Origin of the sequence: Schumannella sp. 10F1B-5-1 (assembly GCF_006517535.1) — a bacterium.
Classification (GTDB): domain Bacteria; phylum Actinomycetota; class Actinomycetes; order Actinomycetales; family Microbacteriaceae; genus Schumannella.
In genome coordinates this window covers 69,546-85,275 of sequence record NZ_VHQH01000039.1, presented here as the reverse complement: position 1 = coordinate 85,275, position 15,730 = coordinate 69,546, and the positions used below count along the sequence as shown (strand labels likewise).

Genomic DNA, 15,730 nt, shown 5'->3' with positions numbered 1-15,730 from the left:
GCAAATCGAACACGGCGTCAGGCGGCTAGGGCCGGCGGGAACAGCCGCGAGATCGCGCTGAGCTCCTCGACGTCGGGCGTCCAGGCGGTCGCCGCGGCGGCGTTCTGCTCGATCTGCTCGGGCTTCGTCGCCCCGGCGATCACGCTCGACATCGCCGGCTGCGCGAGCAGCCAGCCCATCGTCGCCTGCAGCATCGTGATGTCGCGCTCGGCCGCGAACGCGGCAAGCGCCTCCATGGCATCCCACGGCGCCTCGTCGGCGACGTGCGGGCGCTGACGCGAGATGCGCGTGTCGGCCGGGCGCTCGCTGCGGGTGAACTTGCCGGTGAACAGTCCGTTGGCGAGCGGGAAGTAGGGCAGGAACCCGACCCCGAAGTGCTCGGCGGCGGGCAGCAGCTCCTGCTCCACCTCGCGCTTCAGCAGGCTGTACTCGTTCTGCGCCGACACGAAGTGGCCGGTGCCGATCAGCTCGGCGGTGAGTTCGGCCTCGGCGAGCTGCCAGCCGGAGAAGTTCGAGTGGCCGATGTAGAGCACCTTGCCCTCGCGCACGAGCTCGTCGAGCGCGCTCAGCGTCTCGTCGATCGGCGTGATCGGGTCAGGCGTGTGCAGCTGGTACAGATCGATGCGGTCGGTGCCGAGCCGCGTCAGCGAGCCCTCGACCGCCTGCCGGATGTAGCGGCGCGAGGCCTTCGCGCCCCATCCGCTGATCGGGGCGTCATAGCCCTGGTGTCCGAACTTGCTGGCCACGACGACCTCGTCGCGACGCGAGCCGAGGGCACGGCCCAGGATGCGCTCGCTCAGCCCGAACTCGGCGCCGTACATGTCGGCCGTGTCGAAGAGGGTCACTCCCGCATCGATCGCCGCGTTCACGACCGCGTCGGCGCCCTCCTGCTCGAAGGTCAGGGTGCCGGTGCGCCCGAGGTTGTTGCAGCCGAGGCCGACGGCCGAGACGCGGAGGCCGGAACGGCCGAGGGTGCGATACTCCATGCTCACCCGACCACCCTAGGCCGGGCTGCACGACGCCCGCACGACGGCTCGGCTCTCCTCCCCAGCGCACCACCATCGCCTGTTCTCCACGAGCGGACGCGGGCACCGGCGCGATGTCCGCGGCCCTCGCTACCGTGAGCGCATGACCTCCCCCGATGCGCGTCCCGTCCACACCCTCCGCCGCGTCGACTCGCCGCTCGGGCGGCTCGAGCTGGTCGGCGACGGCGAGGCCGTCGTGGCGCTGAGCATCGAATGCAACGGCCGCCTGCCGCACGACGCCGAACCCGAGGCCAGCGACGCGGTGCTGGATCGTGCGGCGGAACAGCTCGGCGAGTACTTCGCCGGCGCGCGCCGCGACTTCGATGTGCCGGTCAAGCTCGTCGGCACCGAGTTCCAGCGCACCGTGTGGGAGGAGCTCGTCGACCTGGAGTGGGGCGAGGTGGTCAGCTACGGCGACCTGGGCCGCGCGACCGGGCGCGCGACGGCCGGTCGCGCCGTCGGCGGCGCGGTCGGCGCGAACCCCGTGCCGATCCTCGTCCCCTGCCATCGCGTGCTGGCGAGCGACGGCCGTATCACCGGCTACAGCGCCGGCGAGGGCGTCGCCACCAAGGCCTGGCTGCTCGAGCACGAGGGCATCCCCTTCCGCCTGCCGAGCACGCACGAGGTCGAGACCGCCGTCGAGCTGGCGCTCGGCCTCGAGCGCGACGGCGCCGCCGAGACCGCCGCGTGAGTCCCCGCGCCGAGCTGGTCACCGGCGACGACGGTCTCACCCGGTGCGGATGGTGCGGTGACGATCCGGAGTACCAGCGCTATCACGACGAGGAGTGGGGGCGGCCGCTGCACGGCGACCGCGCGCTGTTCGAGAAGCTCAGCCTCGAGGCGTTCCAGTCGGGCCTCTCGTGGATCACGATCCTGCGACGCCGGCTGACGTTCCGCACCGCCTTCGCCGGCTTCGAGATCGACACGGTCGCCGACTTCGACGAGCGCGACGTCGCCCGCCTGCTCGACGACACCGGCATCATCCGCAACCGGCTGAAGATCGAGGCGACGATCGCGAACGCGCGCACGCTGCGCGAGATGCTGCGCGACGAACCGGGTGCGCTCGACCGCCTCGTCTGGGGGTTCGCGCCGGCGCCGCGCGCCGCGTCGGAACGCCCGCGCACCTTCGCCGACGTCCCCGCGGTGACGCCCGAGTCGACCGCCGCCAGCAAGGAGCTCCGGCGACGAGGGCTGCGCTTCGTCGGGCCGACGACGTTCTACGCGCTCATGCAGTCGGCCGGGCTCGTCGACGATCATCTCGTCGGCTGCTGGCGCGCCGAGGGGTGAGCGGGCGCTAAGCCGCCTCGACGACGAGATCGATCTCGCCCGACGCGCCCGGACGCAGGTCGAGACCCGCCGACGCCGCCCAGTCGAGCAGCTCGCCCACCGTGGTCGGATCGGCGTCCGACTCGGCGAGAGCCCGAGTCAGGCGGCCCTTCGCGGCCTTGTTGAAGTGATTGAGCGCGCGTCGCCGGCCGTCGCCGGACTCGGTCACGACGCGAAGGTAGACGCTGTCGTGCCGTGCCGGCGCGGGTCCGAGGGCGGCGTAGGCCTCGGAGCGCAGATCGAGCACGAGCCCGTCGCGGTCCGCGAGCACGGCAGCCTGCGCGTCACGCCAGTGCCGACCGAGGCTCAGGCCCGGAAGCCGCGAATCCGCACTCAGCCGATAGGCCGGTACGGCGTCCAGGGCGCCCAGCAGTCCGAAGAGCGCTGACGAGACGACGACGTTGCGACCGAGCCACGCGCGGGCGGCCGCATCCAGACCGGGCGCATCGAGCGACTCGTAGAGCACGCCATCGAAGCGGTCGATCGCGGGCATCGTCGCCGAACGGCGGACATCGCGATTGAGGGCCGCATCCACCGCCGACTTCGGGCCCAGTTTGAGCGCCCGGGCCGCGGCATCGAGATCGGTCGAGAGCTCCCGCAGCGCCGCTATCGTGGCGCGACGCGCGCGCGTGAGCGACGGGAACGAGAGGGCGGTGAGGTCGAGGGGTGGCCCCTCTCCCCCACGCCGCTTCGTCTCCGAGGGAGGAAGCAGCAGGAGCATCAGGCGCGCACGAACTCCACGACCGCGCCGACGCACGCCTCGAGAGACTCGCGGGTGTCGATCGCGAGTCGTGCGACCGCGCCCGACTCCCCCGACCAGTCCTCCCACTCGTCGAGACTCTGCTCGACGGCGTGCCAGGTCGGCTCCTCGAGCGGAGCGAGACCGCGCTCGCGCGCCTCGAGTCGCGAGCGGTGCAGCTCGGGATCCGAGCACTCGACCGCGACGAAGCGCAGCTCGACGCCGCGCCGAGCAGCGAGGTGCACCCACTGCTCGCGCGCGGGAGCGACCGCGTTCACCGCATCCACGATGACGCCGCGACCACTCTGCAGCACGGCGTCCGCCAGCGTCTCGGCGACGAGGTACGCTGCGAGACCCGTCGGCTGATCGCCATCGATGCCGGCCTGCAGGATCGCGGACTCGATCGGGTCGACCGACACGACCGCGAGGCCGAGTCGGTCGCCGACCGCATCCGCGATCGCGCTCTTGCCGACGCCCGGAAGCCCGGCCATGGCGATCAGCACGAGGGTGCGGGTCTCAGACGAGGGTCGCGTCGCCGGCGACGACCGTGACCACGTCGTTGTCGACCGAGAGGAAGCCGTCGGCCGCGTTCGCGGTCACGACCTCGCCCTCGGTCGTCGTCACGCGCACCTCGCCCTGGGCGAGGATCGCGAGGATCGGCTCGTGTCCGGCCAGGATGCCGATCTCGCCCTCGGTGGTCCGCGCGACGATCTGTCGCGCGGCCCCCGACCAGAGCTCGGCGTCGGCGGAGACGACGCTCACCTGGAGGTCGGCCATGATCAGCCGTTCTCCTTCTGGATCTTGGCCCAGTTCTCCTCGACGTCGGTGATCGGGCCGACGTTGAAGAACGCCTGCTCGGCCACGTGGTCGAACTCGCCCTTCACGATCGCGTCGAACGACTCGATCGTGTCCTTGAGCGGAACCGTGGAGCCCTCGACACCGGTGAACTTCTTCGCCATGTAGGTGTTCTGCGAGAGGAACTGCTGGATGCGGCGCGCACGCGACACCGTGATCTTGTCCTCCTCCGACAGCTCGTCGACACCGAGGATCGCGATGATCTCCTGCAGCTCCTTGTTCTTCTGCAGGATCTGCTTCACCGAGGTGGCGACGCGGTAGTGGTCCTCGCCCAGGTAGCGGGGGTCCATGATGCGCGACGTGGAGGTCAGCGGGTCGATTGCCGGGTAGAGACCGCGCGACGCGATCTCACGCGAGAGCTCGGTCGTCGCGTCGAGGTGCGCGAAGGTCGTCGCCGGCGCCGGGTCGGTGTAGTCATCAGCAGGCACGTAGATCGCCTGCAGCGAAGTGATCGAGTGACCACGGGTCGAGGTGATGCGCTCCTGGAGCACACCCATCTCGTCGGCGAGGTTCGGCTGGTAGCCCACGGCGGAGGGCATGCGGCCGAGCAGCGTCGACACCTCGGAACCCGCCTGCGTGAAGCGGAAGATGTTGTCGATGAAGAGCAGAACGTCCTGCTTCTGCACGTCGCGGAAATACTCCGCCATCGTCAGGGCCGACAGGGCCACGCGCAGACGCGTTCCCGGCGGCTCGTCCATCTGGCCGAACACGAGCGCGGTCTTGTCGAAGACGCCCGCCTCCTCCATCTCGTGGATGAGGTCGTTGCCCTCACGGGTGCGCTCGCCGACGCCGGCGAACACCGACACACCACCGTGGTCCTGCGCGACGCGCTGGATCATCTCCTGGATGAGGACGGTCTTGCCGACGCCCGCACCGCCGAAGAGGCCGATCTTGCCACCCTGCACGTAGGGGGTGAGGAGGTCGATCGACTTGATGCCGGTCTCGAAGAGCTGCGTCTTCGACTCGAGCTGGTCGAACGACGGCGGCTTGCGGTGGATCGGCCAGCGCTCAGTGATCTCAATCTTCTGGTCGGGCTCGGCGTTGAGGATCTCGCCGGTGACGTTGAAGACCTTGCCCTTGGTGACGTCACCCACGGGAACCGAGATCGCGGCGCCGGTGTCGCGCACCTCCTGGCCGCGCACGATGCCGTCGGTCGGCTTCAGCGCGATGGCGCGCACGAGGTCGTCGCCGAGGTGCTGCGCGACCTCGAGCGTGATCGTCGTGGTGTCGTCGCCGATCGTGATGTCGGTGTGCAGAGCGTTGTAGATATCGGGGATCGCGTCGTGCGGGAACTCGATGTCGACGACGGGGCCGGTGACGCGGGCGACGCGTCCGACGCCGGCCGGCGCGGTCGACGACCCGGAGGTCTGGTTCTCGGTCGCGGTGGGAGTCATCTCGTGTCTCTCTTTTCCTGTGGTCACTTCGCCGAGCTGAGGGCGTCGGCGCCGCCCACGATCTCGGAAATCTGCTGGGTGATCTCGGCCTGACGGGCGTTGTTCGCCAGGCGGGTGTAGTCGCGGATCAGCTTGTCCGCGTTGTCGCTCGCGGCCTTCATCGCCTTCTGCGTCGCGGCGTGCTTCGCGGCCGACGACTGCAGCATCGCGTTGAAGATGCGGCTCTCGATGTACACCGGCAGCAGCGCATCCAGCACCGTGTCGGCGTCGGGCTCGAACTCGTAGAGCGGCAGCGGCGCATCGGTGTCGGCCTCGCCGACGCCCTCGACGACCTCGAGCGGCAGCAGACGCACGGTCTCGGGCGTCTGCACGAGCATCGAGACGAAGCGGTTGTAGACGATGTGGATCTCGTCGACGCCGCCCTCGTCGGTCGGCTGCACGAACTTGTCGACGATCGTCTGACCGATCTCGCGCGCCGTCTCGAACTCGGGGCTGTCGGTGCCGCCGATCCACTGCGCCTCGGACTCGCGGCGGCGGAACTGGAAGTACTGCACCGCCTTGCGGCCGATGAGGTAGTGCACGACCTCCTTGCCCTCGTTCTCGAGGCGCGTGCGCAGCTCGGAGGCCTCGCGCAGCACCTGCGAGTTGAAGGCGCCCGCGAGTCCGCGGTCCGAGGTGAAGATCACGATCGCGGCGCGCGTGGGCTTCTCAGCTTCGGTCGTGAGGATGTGATCGACGTTCGAGTACGTCGCCACCGCCGACACCGCGCGCGTGACCGCGCGGGCGTAGGGGGTGGACGCGGCCACCCGCTGCTGGGCCTTCTGGATGCGGGAGGCCGAGATCAGCTCCATGGCACGGGTGATCTTCTTCGTCGTCTGGGCAGAGCGGATCTTCTGCCGGTAGACGCGGAGTTGGGCTCCCATGTCGTTTCCTTGTCTGTGGTCGGTGCCGGTGCGGCGGCGTCAGGGTCGGGCCCCGAGCCGCCGCACCGCATCGGCGGTGTGATCAGTCGGGGTGGCTCAGCGCCGACCCTTGACGATCTTCTCCTGGTTGATGTCCTCGAGCGGCATCTCGTCGACCTGCTCGGTGCCCGGCGCGTCGAGGGCGCGGCCCTCGCCGGTCTGGAACTCCTGCTTGAAGGTCTCGATGCTCGACGAGAGGGTCTCGACCGTGCCGTCGTCGAGCACGTTCGTGTCGCGCAGCGTGGCCAGCACCTCGGTGTTGCGGCCGAGGTAGTCGAGGAACTCACGCTCGAAGCGCAGGATGTCCTCGACCGGCACCTCGTCGAGGTGGCCGTTCGTGCCGGCCCAGATCGAGACGACCTGCTGCTCGACGGGGAACGGCGAGTACTGCGGCTGGCGCAGCAGCTCGGTCAGGCGGGCGCCACGGGCGAGCTGGCGGCGGCTGGCCGCATCCAGGTCGCTCGCGAACATCGCGAAGGCCTCGAGGGCGCGGTACTGGGCGAGCTCGAGCTTGAGCGTTCCCGAGACCTTCTTGATCGACTTGACCTGGGCGTCACCGCCGACGCGGGACACCGAGATGCCCACGTCGACCGCGGGGCGCTGGTTCGCGTTGAACAGGTCGGACTGCAGGAAGATCTGGCCGTCGGTGATCGAGATCACGTTGGTCGGGATGTACGCCGAGACGTCGTTCGCCTTGGTCTCGATGATCGGCAGACCGGTCATCGAGCCGGCGCCCAGCTCGTCGGAGAGCTTGGCGCAGCGCTCGAGCAGGCGCGAGTGCAGGTAGAACACGTCGCCGGGGTAGGCCTCGCGGCCCGGCGGACGACGCAGCAGCAGCGAGACGGCGCGGTAGGCCTCGGCCTGCTTCGACAGGTCGTCGAAGATGATCAGGACGTGCTTGCCGCCGTACATCCAGTGCTGGCCGATGGCCGAGCCGGTGTAGGGGGCGAGGTACTTGAAGCCGGCGGGGTCGGAGGCGGGAGCGGCGACGATCGTCGTGTACTCCATGGCCCCGGCGTCCTCGAGCGCGCCCTTCACCGAGGCGATGGTCGAGCCCTTCTGGCCGATCGCGACGTAGATGCAGCGCACCTGCTTGGTGACGTCGCCCGAGTCCCAGTTGGCCTTCTGGTTGATGATCGTGTCGATCGCGATCGCCGTCTTGCCGGTCTGACGGTCGCCGATGATCAGCTGACGCTGGCCGCGGCCGACGGGGATCATGGCGTCGATCGCCTTGATGCCGGTCTGCAGGGGCTCGTGCACCGACTTGCGCTGCATGACGCCGGGCGCCTGGAGCTCGAGGGCGCGGCGGCCCTCGGCCTCGATCTCGCCGAGGCCGTCGATCGGGTTGCCCAGCGGGTCGACCACACGGCCGAGGAAGCCGTCGCCGACGGGCGCCGAGAGCACCTCGCCGGTGCGGGTGACCTGCTGGCCCTCCTGGATGCCGTCGAACTCGCCGAGCACGATGACGCCGATCTCGTCCTCGTCGAGGTTGAGGGCGAGGCCCAGCGTGCCGTCCTCGAACTTGATGAGCTCGTTCGCCATCACGCCGGGGAGGCCCTCGACGTGGGCGATGCCGTCACCGGCGTCGGTGACGACGCCGACCTCGGTGGTGCCGGCCTTCGCCGGCTCGTAGCCGGCGACGAAGTCCTTGAGTGCGGCGCGGATCTCGTCGGGGCTGATCGTGATGTCTGCCATGAGTGTTCCTGTCTTGTCTGCCGGGTCAGCCGGCGAGCTGGATTCTGAGATCGTTCAGGCGCGATGCCACGCTGCCGTCGATGACGTCGTCGGCGATCTGCACGCGGATCCCGCCGATGACGGCCGGATCGATGATCACGTTGAGCTGCGGGGTCGTGCCGTACTGCGCCTGCAGTGCCGTCGACAGCCGCTTCTGCTGCGCCGCGGAGAGCGGCGCGGCGGCGGTGACCGTCGCCACGACGCGGCTCGACGCCGAGGCGACGATCTCGGCCGCGCGACGCAGCGTCGGGCGCACGCGGCGACCCCGCGGGCTCTGCACGAGGTGCGACGCGATCACGAGGGCGGCGGCCGAGGCCTTGCCCTCGAGCAGCTTCGACACCAGACCGGCCTTGGCGGCGGGTTCGCCGAGCTTGCTGCTGAGAGCGAGCTCGAGCTCCGCGTCGCTGGCGACGGCACTCTGGATGTCGAAGAGCTCGCGCTCGACCTCGGCCGACTTCGGAGCGGCGGCCACCGCAGCGCGGATGCCGAGCTCCTCGATCCCGTCGACGAGGTCCGCCGCGGTCGACCACCGCTGGCCTGCCGCGGTGACGAGCACCTCGGCGGCAGCGACGTCGAGCGAGCCGAAGACCCGCGACACGATCGCGCGCTTGTCGTCGACGCTCACCGCGGGGTCGGCCAGGAGCGAGCGGAGCTGCAGCGAGGAGTCGATCGCCCGCGCGGCGGCGAGCAGCTGCTCACCGGTCGCGGCGGTCGGCTTCTGCGCATCGAGGGCGGCGATGCCGGCCTCGAGCGCGCCCCTGGTCGCGGAACCCATCTACTTGCCTGCCTTGCCTGCGGTCTCGCTGGCCTCGAGGTCCGCGAGGAAGCGGTCCACCAGGGCCGTCGACTTCGCGTCGTCGTTCAGCGCCTCGCCCACCACGCCGGACGCGAGGTCCAGCGCGAGCGCGCCGACCTCGGCACGGAGCGAGACGAGAGCGGCGGAGCGCTCGGCCTCGATCTGCGCGTGGGCGGTCGCCGTGATGCGATCGGCCTCGACCTGCGCCTGCTGCTTGAGCTCGGCGATGATCTTCTGTCCGTCGGCACGGGCCTGCTCGCGGATGCGACCCGCCTCGGCGCGCGCCTCGGCGAGCTGAGCGGTGTAGTTGTCGCGAGCGGCGCTCGCCTCGGCCTGGGCGGCCTCGGCGCGCTCGATGCCGCCCTCGATCGCGTCGCGACGGGCGTCGAGCGCGGCGTTGAGACGCGGCACGACCTTCCAGGCGAAGACGACGAAGACGATGATGAACGCGACGGCGCCCCAGATGAGGTCGGGCAGCGCGGGCAGCAGCGGGTTCGGGGATTCCTCCGCCGCCACGGCCAGGAATGCGTTGTGCATTCCGCCTCCTTCAGGCTCGAGCGTGGATTACGGGAAGGGGATGAACCCGACGGCGATCGCGATGAACGCGAGCGCCTCGGTGAACGCGATGCCGAGGAACATCAGACCCGTGAGACGGCCCTGGAGCTCCGGCTGGCGGGCGACCGACTCGACGGTCTTGCCGACGACGATGCCGACGCCGATGGCCGGGCCGATCGTGGCGACGCCGAACGCGAGCGGGGCGAGCTGTCCGGTGACTTCAGCGAGGTTCACTGTGTTTCCTTCCGAATGGGGAATGGTGCCCGAGGCGGGGTGCCTGGACGTTCTTAGTGCTCGTCGGCCAGCGCGAGCTGGATGTAGACGGCGGTAAGCAGGGTGAAGACGTAGGCCTGGAGGGCGGCGACCAGGAGCTCGAAGAGCGTGAACGCGAGCCCGAAGGCGAAGGTGCCGATCGAGAAGAGGCCCCAGGCGCCGCCGGCGGTGAAGAGGAAGAACTGCGTGGCCGAGAAGCAGAGCACCAGCAGCATGTGGCCCGCGACCATGTTCATCAGGAGTCGGACGGTCAGCGTGACCGGACGCAGGATGAACGTCGAGATGAACTCGATCGGCGTGACGATGATGTAGAGGAACGGGTTGATCCCGGGCGGGAACAGCGAGTTGCGGATGAACTGCGCCGGGTGCTTGCGGAAGCCCGCGTAGATGAACAGCACCCACGAGATGACCGCGAGCACGAGCGGCAGGCCGATCACCGAGTTGCCCGAGATGTTCAGGAAGATCACGATGCCGGTCAGGTTCATCCCGAGGATCAGGAAGAACATCGACATGAGGACCGGCATGAAGCGCTTGCCGTCCTTCTCACCGAGCGTCTCGATGATGATGTTGTTCCGCACGAAGCCGAGCAGGAACTCGAGGCCCGTCTGGAAGCGACCGGGGACGACCTTCAGGCGACGCGTTCCGAGCCAGAACACCAGCACCAGCACGACGACCACCAGCAGGCGGATGAGCATGATGCGGTTGAGCTCGAACGGAGTGTTCGGGAAGAGCAGGGCCTCGGGGAAGAACTCGTCGAGCGACGGCCCGTGGAAACCGCTGTCACCCCCGTCATCGGTTGCCGACGGAAGGAAGGTGGTGAGGGCGTGGGAAAGCAGCGCAGTTCTCCAGAATCGGGGCGCGCCAGCGCGCGACGATCATCAGGGGGGAGGTAAGTAGACCCTATCAAAGATTCCGGATGGTCAGTCACCGTTCCGGGTTTCGTCGGCCTGCACATCCGTGCCGGTCGGCTCGCCGGGCAGCGGCGCATCCACATAGGGCACGCGGCTCTTCTGGAAGGCGACGACGTCGATCACGAGCGAGCCGAGCACCGCGACCACGACGGCCGCGAAGAAGACGTAGGGGTTCAGCCACGGCTGACCGCGCAGCACGATCGACAGCACCAGGAACAGCACGAGCTTCAGCAGCCAGACGCCGAGCACGATGCCGAAGAACACCGGGCTGGCGAGGTCTCCACCGGTCGCCCGGCCCGCCAGCAGCACGCTCGCGGCGGTGAGGGCGAGAAAGACGGCGGCGAGCACCGCGCCGATCAGCCCGCCCCAGAGCCCGGGCAGGCCGGCGGCGATCAGACCGATCCCGCCGCCGAGGACGGCGACGACGAGGGCCAGGATGGCTCCGTCGCGCAGGACGCGGCGGAACAGCGGGGCGGTGGTCACGGGGTGGGCTCCTGTCGGGAGGGGGTGTCGCCGGGGCGACGACCGGGCAGGGGGATGCCGCCGGTGGCGACGCGGCGCAGGGCGGCCTCGGCCGCGGCGTCGCTGGGCTCCTCGTCGCGCGCGGCGGAGTCGAGCGGATCGAACTGCGCGAGCTGCTCGTCGCCACGGGCGCTCTGCACCGCCACCTCGACCGCCTTGCGCCGGCTGAGCGGCGACAGCGTGATGATGGCGCAGACCAGGAAGCCGAGGGCGGTCACGATGAGCGCCCACCACCAGTCGACGAAGAGGAAGAGCAGGCACCCGACCGAGGCCGCGAGGGTCCAGCCGTAGAAGATCAGCACGGCGTGCAGGTGCGAGTGGCCCATGTCGAGCAGGCGGTGGTGCAGGTGCTTGCGATCAGCGCTGAACGGCGACTTGCCGGCCCGCAGACGCCGGGTGACGGCGAGGCCGAAGTCGAGCAGCGGCACGATGAGCACCGCGAAGGGCAGCAGGATCGGGATGAACGCCGGGAGCAGACCCGATCCGCCGAGCACGACGCCGCTGTCGGGCGTCGGAACCTGCACCGTCACCGTGCCGGGGTCGAGCTGACCGGTGGCGGCGATCGTCGAGGCGGCCATGAGGAGCCCGACCAGCAGGGCGCCGGCATCCCCCATGAACAGCCGTGCGGGTCGCCAGTTCAGCGGCAGGAACCCGAGGCAGATGCCGATCACGGTCACCGCGAGGAACGACGCCAGGTTGAAGTACTCCGTCTGGGTCGGACCGACGCTGAGCACGTAGGTGTAGACGAAGAAGACGCTGCTGGCGATGATCGCGACGCCCGCGACGAGCCCGTCGAGACCGTCGATGAAGTTGACGGCGTTCATCACGAGCATGCAGATGAAGATCGTCGCCGCGAGCGACAGGAACGGCGAGCCGATCAGCAGGCCGCCGGGGATCGGCAGCGAGGCGAGCTGCGCGCCCTGCCAGGCGAGCAGTGCGGCCGCGATGACCTGACCGGCGAGCTTGGTCACCCAGTCCAGGTCGATCACGTCGTCGATCACGCCGATCACGACCGTGAGCAGCGCCGCGCCGAGCACGCCCAGGATCTTGCCGGTGTCGGAGAAGACCAGCTCAAAGGCCGGCAGCTTCGACGCGACCGCGAACGCGGCGATCACGCCGACGAACATCGCGATGCCGCCGAGACGCGGGGTCGGCCGGGTGTGCACGTCGCGCGCCCTGATCTTGGGGTACAGCCGGTACTTGTGGCTCAGCCTCCAGATCAGCAGCGAGACCGTGAACGTCACGACGGCGGCGATGCCGAGGACGAGGGCGTAGAAGACTATGCGCACCGATCGGCTCCCACGACCCGGACGATCTCCTCGTCGGGGATCACGCCGTGGCGCAGGATGCGCAGCTTGCCCTCGGGATGCTCGAGCAGGGTCGCGTCGACGATGGTCGAGCCCGTGCTGGCGACCGCATCGGCGTAGCCCTCCCCCGCCGGCCCGCCGTCGAGGTAGACGGCGACACTGTCGCCGAGCATGTCGAGCGCCGACTGAGCGGTCATGGCGGCGGGCTCGCCCGTGAGGTTGGCGCTCGAGACGGCGAGAGGCCCCGTCTCGGCGAGCAGCTCGAGGGCGAGCGTGTCGCTCGGCTGGCGCAGTGCCACGGTGCCCCGGGTCTCGCCGAGGTCCCAGTCGAGGGTCGGCCGCGCCCGGAGCACGATCGTCAGCCCGCCGGGCCAGAACTCGTCGACGAGGTCGTGCACGAGGTCGGGAACGGTCTCGGCCAGCGCCTCGAGGGTCTGCTTGCCCGGCACGAGCACGGGCGGCGGCGCGGTGCGGTCGCGTCCCTTCGCGTCGAGCAGCCGCTGCACGGCCGCCGGCGAGAAGGCGTCGGCGCCGACCCCGTAGACGGTGTCGGTCGGCAGCACCACGAGCTCGCCGCGGCCGATCGCCTGACGCGCGAGGCGCATCCCGGTCAGCAGCTCGGAGGGCTCGGAGCAGTCGTAGAGCGTGGTCATGGCGGTGGCAATCCTACTGTCGGCCACCTGGAAGACTGGACCCGTGACACTGCTCTTCGCCTTCGACATGGACGAGGTCATCTACGACTACGACTGGCGCCGCCGGATGGCGGGGCTGAGCGAGCTCACCGGGCTCCCCTTCCAGGAGCTTCGCGAGCGGTGGTGGATTCACCCCGACGGCGAGATGAAGGCCGAGGCGGGCGGCTGGCGCACGGGTGCCGAGTACCTGGAGGCCGTCAACACGGCGCTCGGCGTCGACGTGCCCGGCGACGCCTGGCTCGCGGCGCGTCGTGACGCGATGGCGCCGCGCCCGGCCGTCATCGCCGCGATCGAGCGGGCCAAGCAGCTCGGCGAGGTGACGATGCTGACCAACAACGGCGCCTTCATCGGCGAGAACCTGCACCGACTCGTGCCCGAGGTCGCCGAGCTGTTCGGCGACGGCCTGCGCTCGACGTCGTACTACGGCGCGCGCAAGCCCGACCCCGCCGTCTTCCGCTCGCTGCTCGAGGCCTACGACCGCGATCCCGGCGAGGTGTTCTTCGCGGACGACCTGGCCGAGAACGTCGCGGGCGCCGCGTCCGTCGGCATCACCGCCCACCAGTACCGGGATGCGCCGGGACTGCGTGCCGCGATCGAGGCGTTCGCGGCCGCCCACGCCGATCTCGAAGGCGGGCCTGCGGGCGGCGCCGACGACCCGGTCAACGCAGAGCGGTAGTCGCCCGGTCGCGGCCCAGCAGGTCGCGCGACGTCGCGGCCGCACGCCAGCCGTCCGCCGTCAGAAGCTCGCGGATCTGCTCGCCCTGCAGCTCGCCGTGCTCGATCACGAGCGTGCCGCCGGGTCGCAGCAGCGCCAGCGCGCGCTGCGACAGGGAGCGGACGACGTCGAGTCCGTCCTCTCCCGCGTAGAGGGCGGCGGGCGGGTCGAACAGCCGCACCTCCGGATCGCGCGGGACCGCGGCGAGCGGGATGTAGGGCGGATTCGAGACCACGACGTCGACCCGGCCATCCAGCTCGGGCACGGCCACGCCGAGGTCGGCGAACACGAGACGGAGGTTGTCGGCGCCGCTCTCGCGGGCGTTCTGCTTGGTCCAGATGAAGGCCTGCGGCGAGTTCTCGACCGCGACGACCTGCGCGTGCGGCACCTCGGTGGCGAGCGCGATCGCGATCGCGCCGCTGCCCGTGCCGAGGTCGACCGCGATCGGCTCGGGGCTCGCGACGGCGCGCAGCGCGTCGATCGCGATCTGCGCGACCGACTCGGTCTCGGGGCGCGGCACGAAGACGCCGGGTCCGACCGCGAGCTCGAGCATCCGGAAGGGAGCGCGGCCGGTGATGTGCTGCAGCGGCTCGCGCGCGGCGCGGCGCTCGACCGCCTCGATCACCTGCAGGCGCTGCTCGGCGTCGACGCCGGCGCCCGTGAGCGACTTCGCCTGGATCTGGCCGCGGCTGAGCCCGAGCACGTGGCCGATCAGCAGCTCGGCGTCGGCCTCGGGCGTCGGGATGCGGGCCGCCGTGAGCACGCGCACGGCCTCGCCGCGCAGCTCGGCGATCGTGCGCGGCACGGCGTGGCCGGTGGGCGCGCTCTCGGTCACGGCCCTCATCCGGCGCTGTCGCCGAGGTCGGCCAGGCGGGCCTCCTCGTCGGCGGAGATCAGGGACTCGATGACCGGAGCGAGGGCGCCGTTCATGACCGCATCCAGGTTGTAGGCCTTGTAGCCGGTGCGGTGATCGGCGATGCGGTTCTCGGGGAAGTTGTAGGTGCGGATGCGCTCCGAGCGGTCCATGGTGCGGATCTGCGTCTTGCGCGCATCCGACGCCGCGGCCGCGAGCTCCTCCTGCTGGCGCGCGAGCAGACGGGCACGCAGCACGCGCATGGCCGCCTCGCGGTTCTGCAGCTGGCTCTTCTCGTTCTGCATCGAGACCACGATGCCGGTCGGCTGGTGCGTGATGCGCACGGCCGAGTCGGTCGTGTTGACGCTCTGGCCGCCGGGCCCCGAGGAGCGGAACACGTCGATCTTGAGATCGTTCTGGTTGATCTCGACCTCTTCGGGCTCGTCGACCTCGGGGAACACGAGCACGCCCGTCGTCGAGGTGTGGATGCGCCCCTGCGACTCGGTCGCGGGAACCCGCTGCACGCGGTGCACGCCGCCCTCGTACTTCAGGCTGGCCCACACGCCCTCGGCCGGGTCGCTGGCCGACGACTTGATCGCGACCTGCACGTCCTTGTAGCCGCCCAGGTCCGACTCGGTGCGCTCGAGCAGCTCGGTCTTCCAGCCGCGCGACTCGGCGTAGTGCACGTACATGCGCAGCAGGTCCGCCGCGAACAGAGCCGACTCCTCGCCGCCCTCGCCGCCCTTGATCTCCATGATCACGTCGCGGCCGTCGTCCGGGTCGCGCGGGATCAGCAGCCGGCGCAGCTTCTCCTGGGATGCCGCGAGCCCCTCCTCGAGGCCGGGCACCTCCTCGGCGAAGGCGTCGTCCTCCTTCGCGAGCTCGCGCGCGGCCGCCAGGTCGTCCTGCGCCTGGCTCCACGTGGAGTGGGCGTGCACGATCTGGCTCAGCTCGGCGTAGCGCCGATTGACCTTCTTCGCGCGCGCGGCATCCGCGTGCAGGGCCGGGTCGGCCAGCTGCTCCTGAAGCTGGTCGTGCTCGGCCCGCAGCGCGGCGACCGATTCGAACACG

At 70.3% G+C, this 15,730-nt stretch carries 19 protein-coding genes; 3 read left to right on the top strand and 16 right to left on the bottom strand.

The genetic code is table 11. The features are described 5' to 3' along the window. Positions 1 to 17: 17 nt before the first annotated feature. Complete coding sequence (locus FJ658_RS11165; RefSeq protein WP_141145862.1) at positions 18 to 986, bottom strand: aldo/keto reductase; 969 nt, start codon at positions 984 to 986, stop codon at positions 18 to 20. A gap of 142 nt (positions 987 to 1,128) precedes the next feature. On the opposite strand from FJ658_RS11165, the gene FJ658_RS11160 reads away from it, so the two are divergent. Further along, positions 1,129 to 1,716 (top strand): methylated-DNA--[protein]-cysteine S-methyltransferase, encoded by a 588-nt coding sequence (locus tag FJ658_RS11160; protein ID WP_141145466.1) that lies wholly within the window; start codon positions 1,129 to 1,131, stop codon positions 1,714 to 1,716. Next, on the top strand, positions 1,713 to 2,312 hold the full coding sequence (locus FJ658_RS11155) for a DNA-3-methyladenine glycosylase I (protein WP_219995768.1): 600 nt from the start codon (positions 1,713 to 1,715) through the stop codon (positions 2,310 to 2,312). Before FJ658_RS11160 ends, FJ658_RS11155 begins: the two co-directional genes overlap by 4 nt. A gap of 7 nt (positions 2,313 to 2,319) precedes the next feature. Here FJ658_RS11155 and FJ658_RS11150 read toward each other — a convergent pair whose 3' ends face one another. From FJ658_RS11150 to FJ658_RS11090, 13 genes are all read right to left on the bottom strand, one after another. Further along, positions 2,320 to 3,072: a YaaA family protein gene (locus FJ658_RS11150; protein WP_141145465.1), complete on the bottom strand. Its 753-nt coding sequence runs from the start codon at positions 3,070 to 3,072 to the stop codon at positions 2,320 to 2,322. Beyond that, entirely contained in the window at positions 3,072 to 3,581 is a 510-nt protein-coding gene (locus FJ658_RS11145) for an ATP-binding protein (RefSeq protein ID WP_181408428.1), read from the bottom strand. The genes FJ658_RS11150 and FJ658_RS11145 overlap by 1 nt, the downstream gene beginning before the upstream one ends. A 25-nt stretch (positions 3,582 to 3,606) precedes the next feature. Then, positions 3,607 to 3,867: a F0F1 ATP synthase subunit epsilon gene (locus FJ658_RS11140; RefSeq protein WP_141145463.1), complete on the bottom strand. Its 261-nt coding sequence runs from the start codon at positions 3,865 to 3,867 to the stop codon at positions 3,607 to 3,609. A gap of 2 nt (positions 3,868 to 3,869) precedes the next feature. Beyond that, entirely contained in the window at positions 3,870 to 5,339 is a 1,470-nt protein-coding gene (gene atpD, locus FJ658_RS11135; RefSeq protein ID WP_141145462.1) for a F0F1 ATP synthase subunit beta, read from the bottom strand. Between the two features lie 23 nt (positions 5,340 to 5,362). Beyond that, positions 5,363 to 6,262, bottom strand: a complete 900-nt coding sequence (locus FJ658_RS11130; RefSeq protein ID WP_141145461.1) for a F0F1 ATP synthase subunit gamma — start codon at positions 6,260 to 6,262, stop codon at positions 5,363 to 5,365. 96 nt (positions 6,263 to 6,358) lie between these two features. Beyond that, entirely contained in the window at positions 6,359 to 7,996 is a 1,638-nt protein-coding gene (gene atpA, locus FJ658_RS11125; RefSeq protein WP_141145460.1) for a F0F1 ATP synthase subunit alpha, read from the bottom strand. Positions 7,997 to 8,021: 25 nt separating this feature from the next. Continuing rightward, complete coding sequence (locus FJ658_RS11120) at positions 8,022 to 8,810, bottom strand: F0F1 ATP synthase subunit delta (RefSeq protein WP_141145459.1); 789 nt, start codon at positions 8,808 to 8,810, stop codon at positions 8,022 to 8,024. Further along, positions 8,811 to 9,368 (bottom strand): F0F1 ATP synthase subunit B, encoded by a 558-nt coding sequence (locus tag FJ658_RS11115; protein WP_141145458.1) that lies wholly within the window; start codon positions 9,366 to 9,368, stop codon positions 8,811 to 8,813. It abuts the gene before it with no gap. Between the two features lie 27 nt (positions 9,369 to 9,395). Beyond that, complete coding sequence (gene atpE, locus FJ658_RS11110; RefSeq protein ID WP_141145457.1) at positions 9,396 to 9,620, bottom strand: ATP synthase F0 subunit C; 225 nt, start codon at positions 9,618 to 9,620, stop codon at positions 9,396 to 9,398. A gap of 53 nt (positions 9,621 to 9,673) precedes the next feature. Beyond that, positions 9,674 to 10,495, bottom strand: a complete 822-nt coding sequence (atpB, locus tag FJ658_RS11105) for a F0F1 ATP synthase subunit A (protein WP_141145456.1) — start codon at positions 10,493 to 10,495, stop codon at positions 9,674 to 9,676. A gap of 84 nt (positions 10,496 to 10,579) precedes the next feature. Next, entirely contained in the window at positions 10,580 to 11,053 is a 474-nt protein-coding gene (locus FJ658_RS11100) for a hypothetical protein (protein WP_141145455.1), read from the bottom strand. After that, entirely contained in the window at positions 11,050 to 12,375 is a 1,326-nt protein-coding gene (locus FJ658_RS11095) for an MraY family glycosyltransferase (protein ID WP_141145860.1), read from the bottom strand. Before FJ658_RS11095 ends, FJ658_RS11100 begins: the two co-directional genes overlap by 4 nt. Beyond that, positions 12,372 to 13,052, bottom strand: a complete 681-nt coding sequence (locus FJ658_RS11090) for an L-threonylcarbamoyladenylate synthase (RefSeq protein ID WP_141145454.1) — start codon at positions 13,050 to 13,052, stop codon at positions 12,372 to 12,374. Before FJ658_RS11090 ends, FJ658_RS11095 begins: the two co-directional genes overlap by 4 nt. 43 nt (positions 13,053 to 13,095) lie before the next feature. On the opposite strand from FJ658_RS11090, the gene FJ658_RS11085 reads away from it, so the two are divergent. Further along, positions 13,096 to 13,767, top strand: coding sequence for an HAD family hydrolase (locus FJ658_RS11085; RefSeq protein WP_141145453.1), 672 nt, complete (start codon positions 13,096 to 13,098; stop codon positions 13,765 to 13,767). Here the strand turns inward: FJ658_RS11085 and prmC are convergent. Then, entirely contained in the window at positions 13,751 to 14,650 is a 900-nt protein-coding gene (gene prmC / locus FJ658_RS11080) for a peptide chain release factor N(5)-glutamine methyltransferase (RefSeq protein ID WP_141145452.1), read from the bottom strand. The genes FJ658_RS11085 and prmC overlap by 17 nt on opposite strands. Beyond that, the gene (gene prfA, locus FJ658_RS11075) at positions 14,647 to 15,729 is read right to left on the bottom strand and encodes a peptide chain release factor 1 (protein ID WP_141145451.1); all 1,083 of its coding nucleotides are present in this window, start codon (positions 15,727 to 15,729) and stop codon (positions 14,647 to 14,649) included. Before prfA ends, prmC begins: the two co-directional genes overlap by 4 nt. Position 15,730 lies beyond the last annotated feature (1 nt).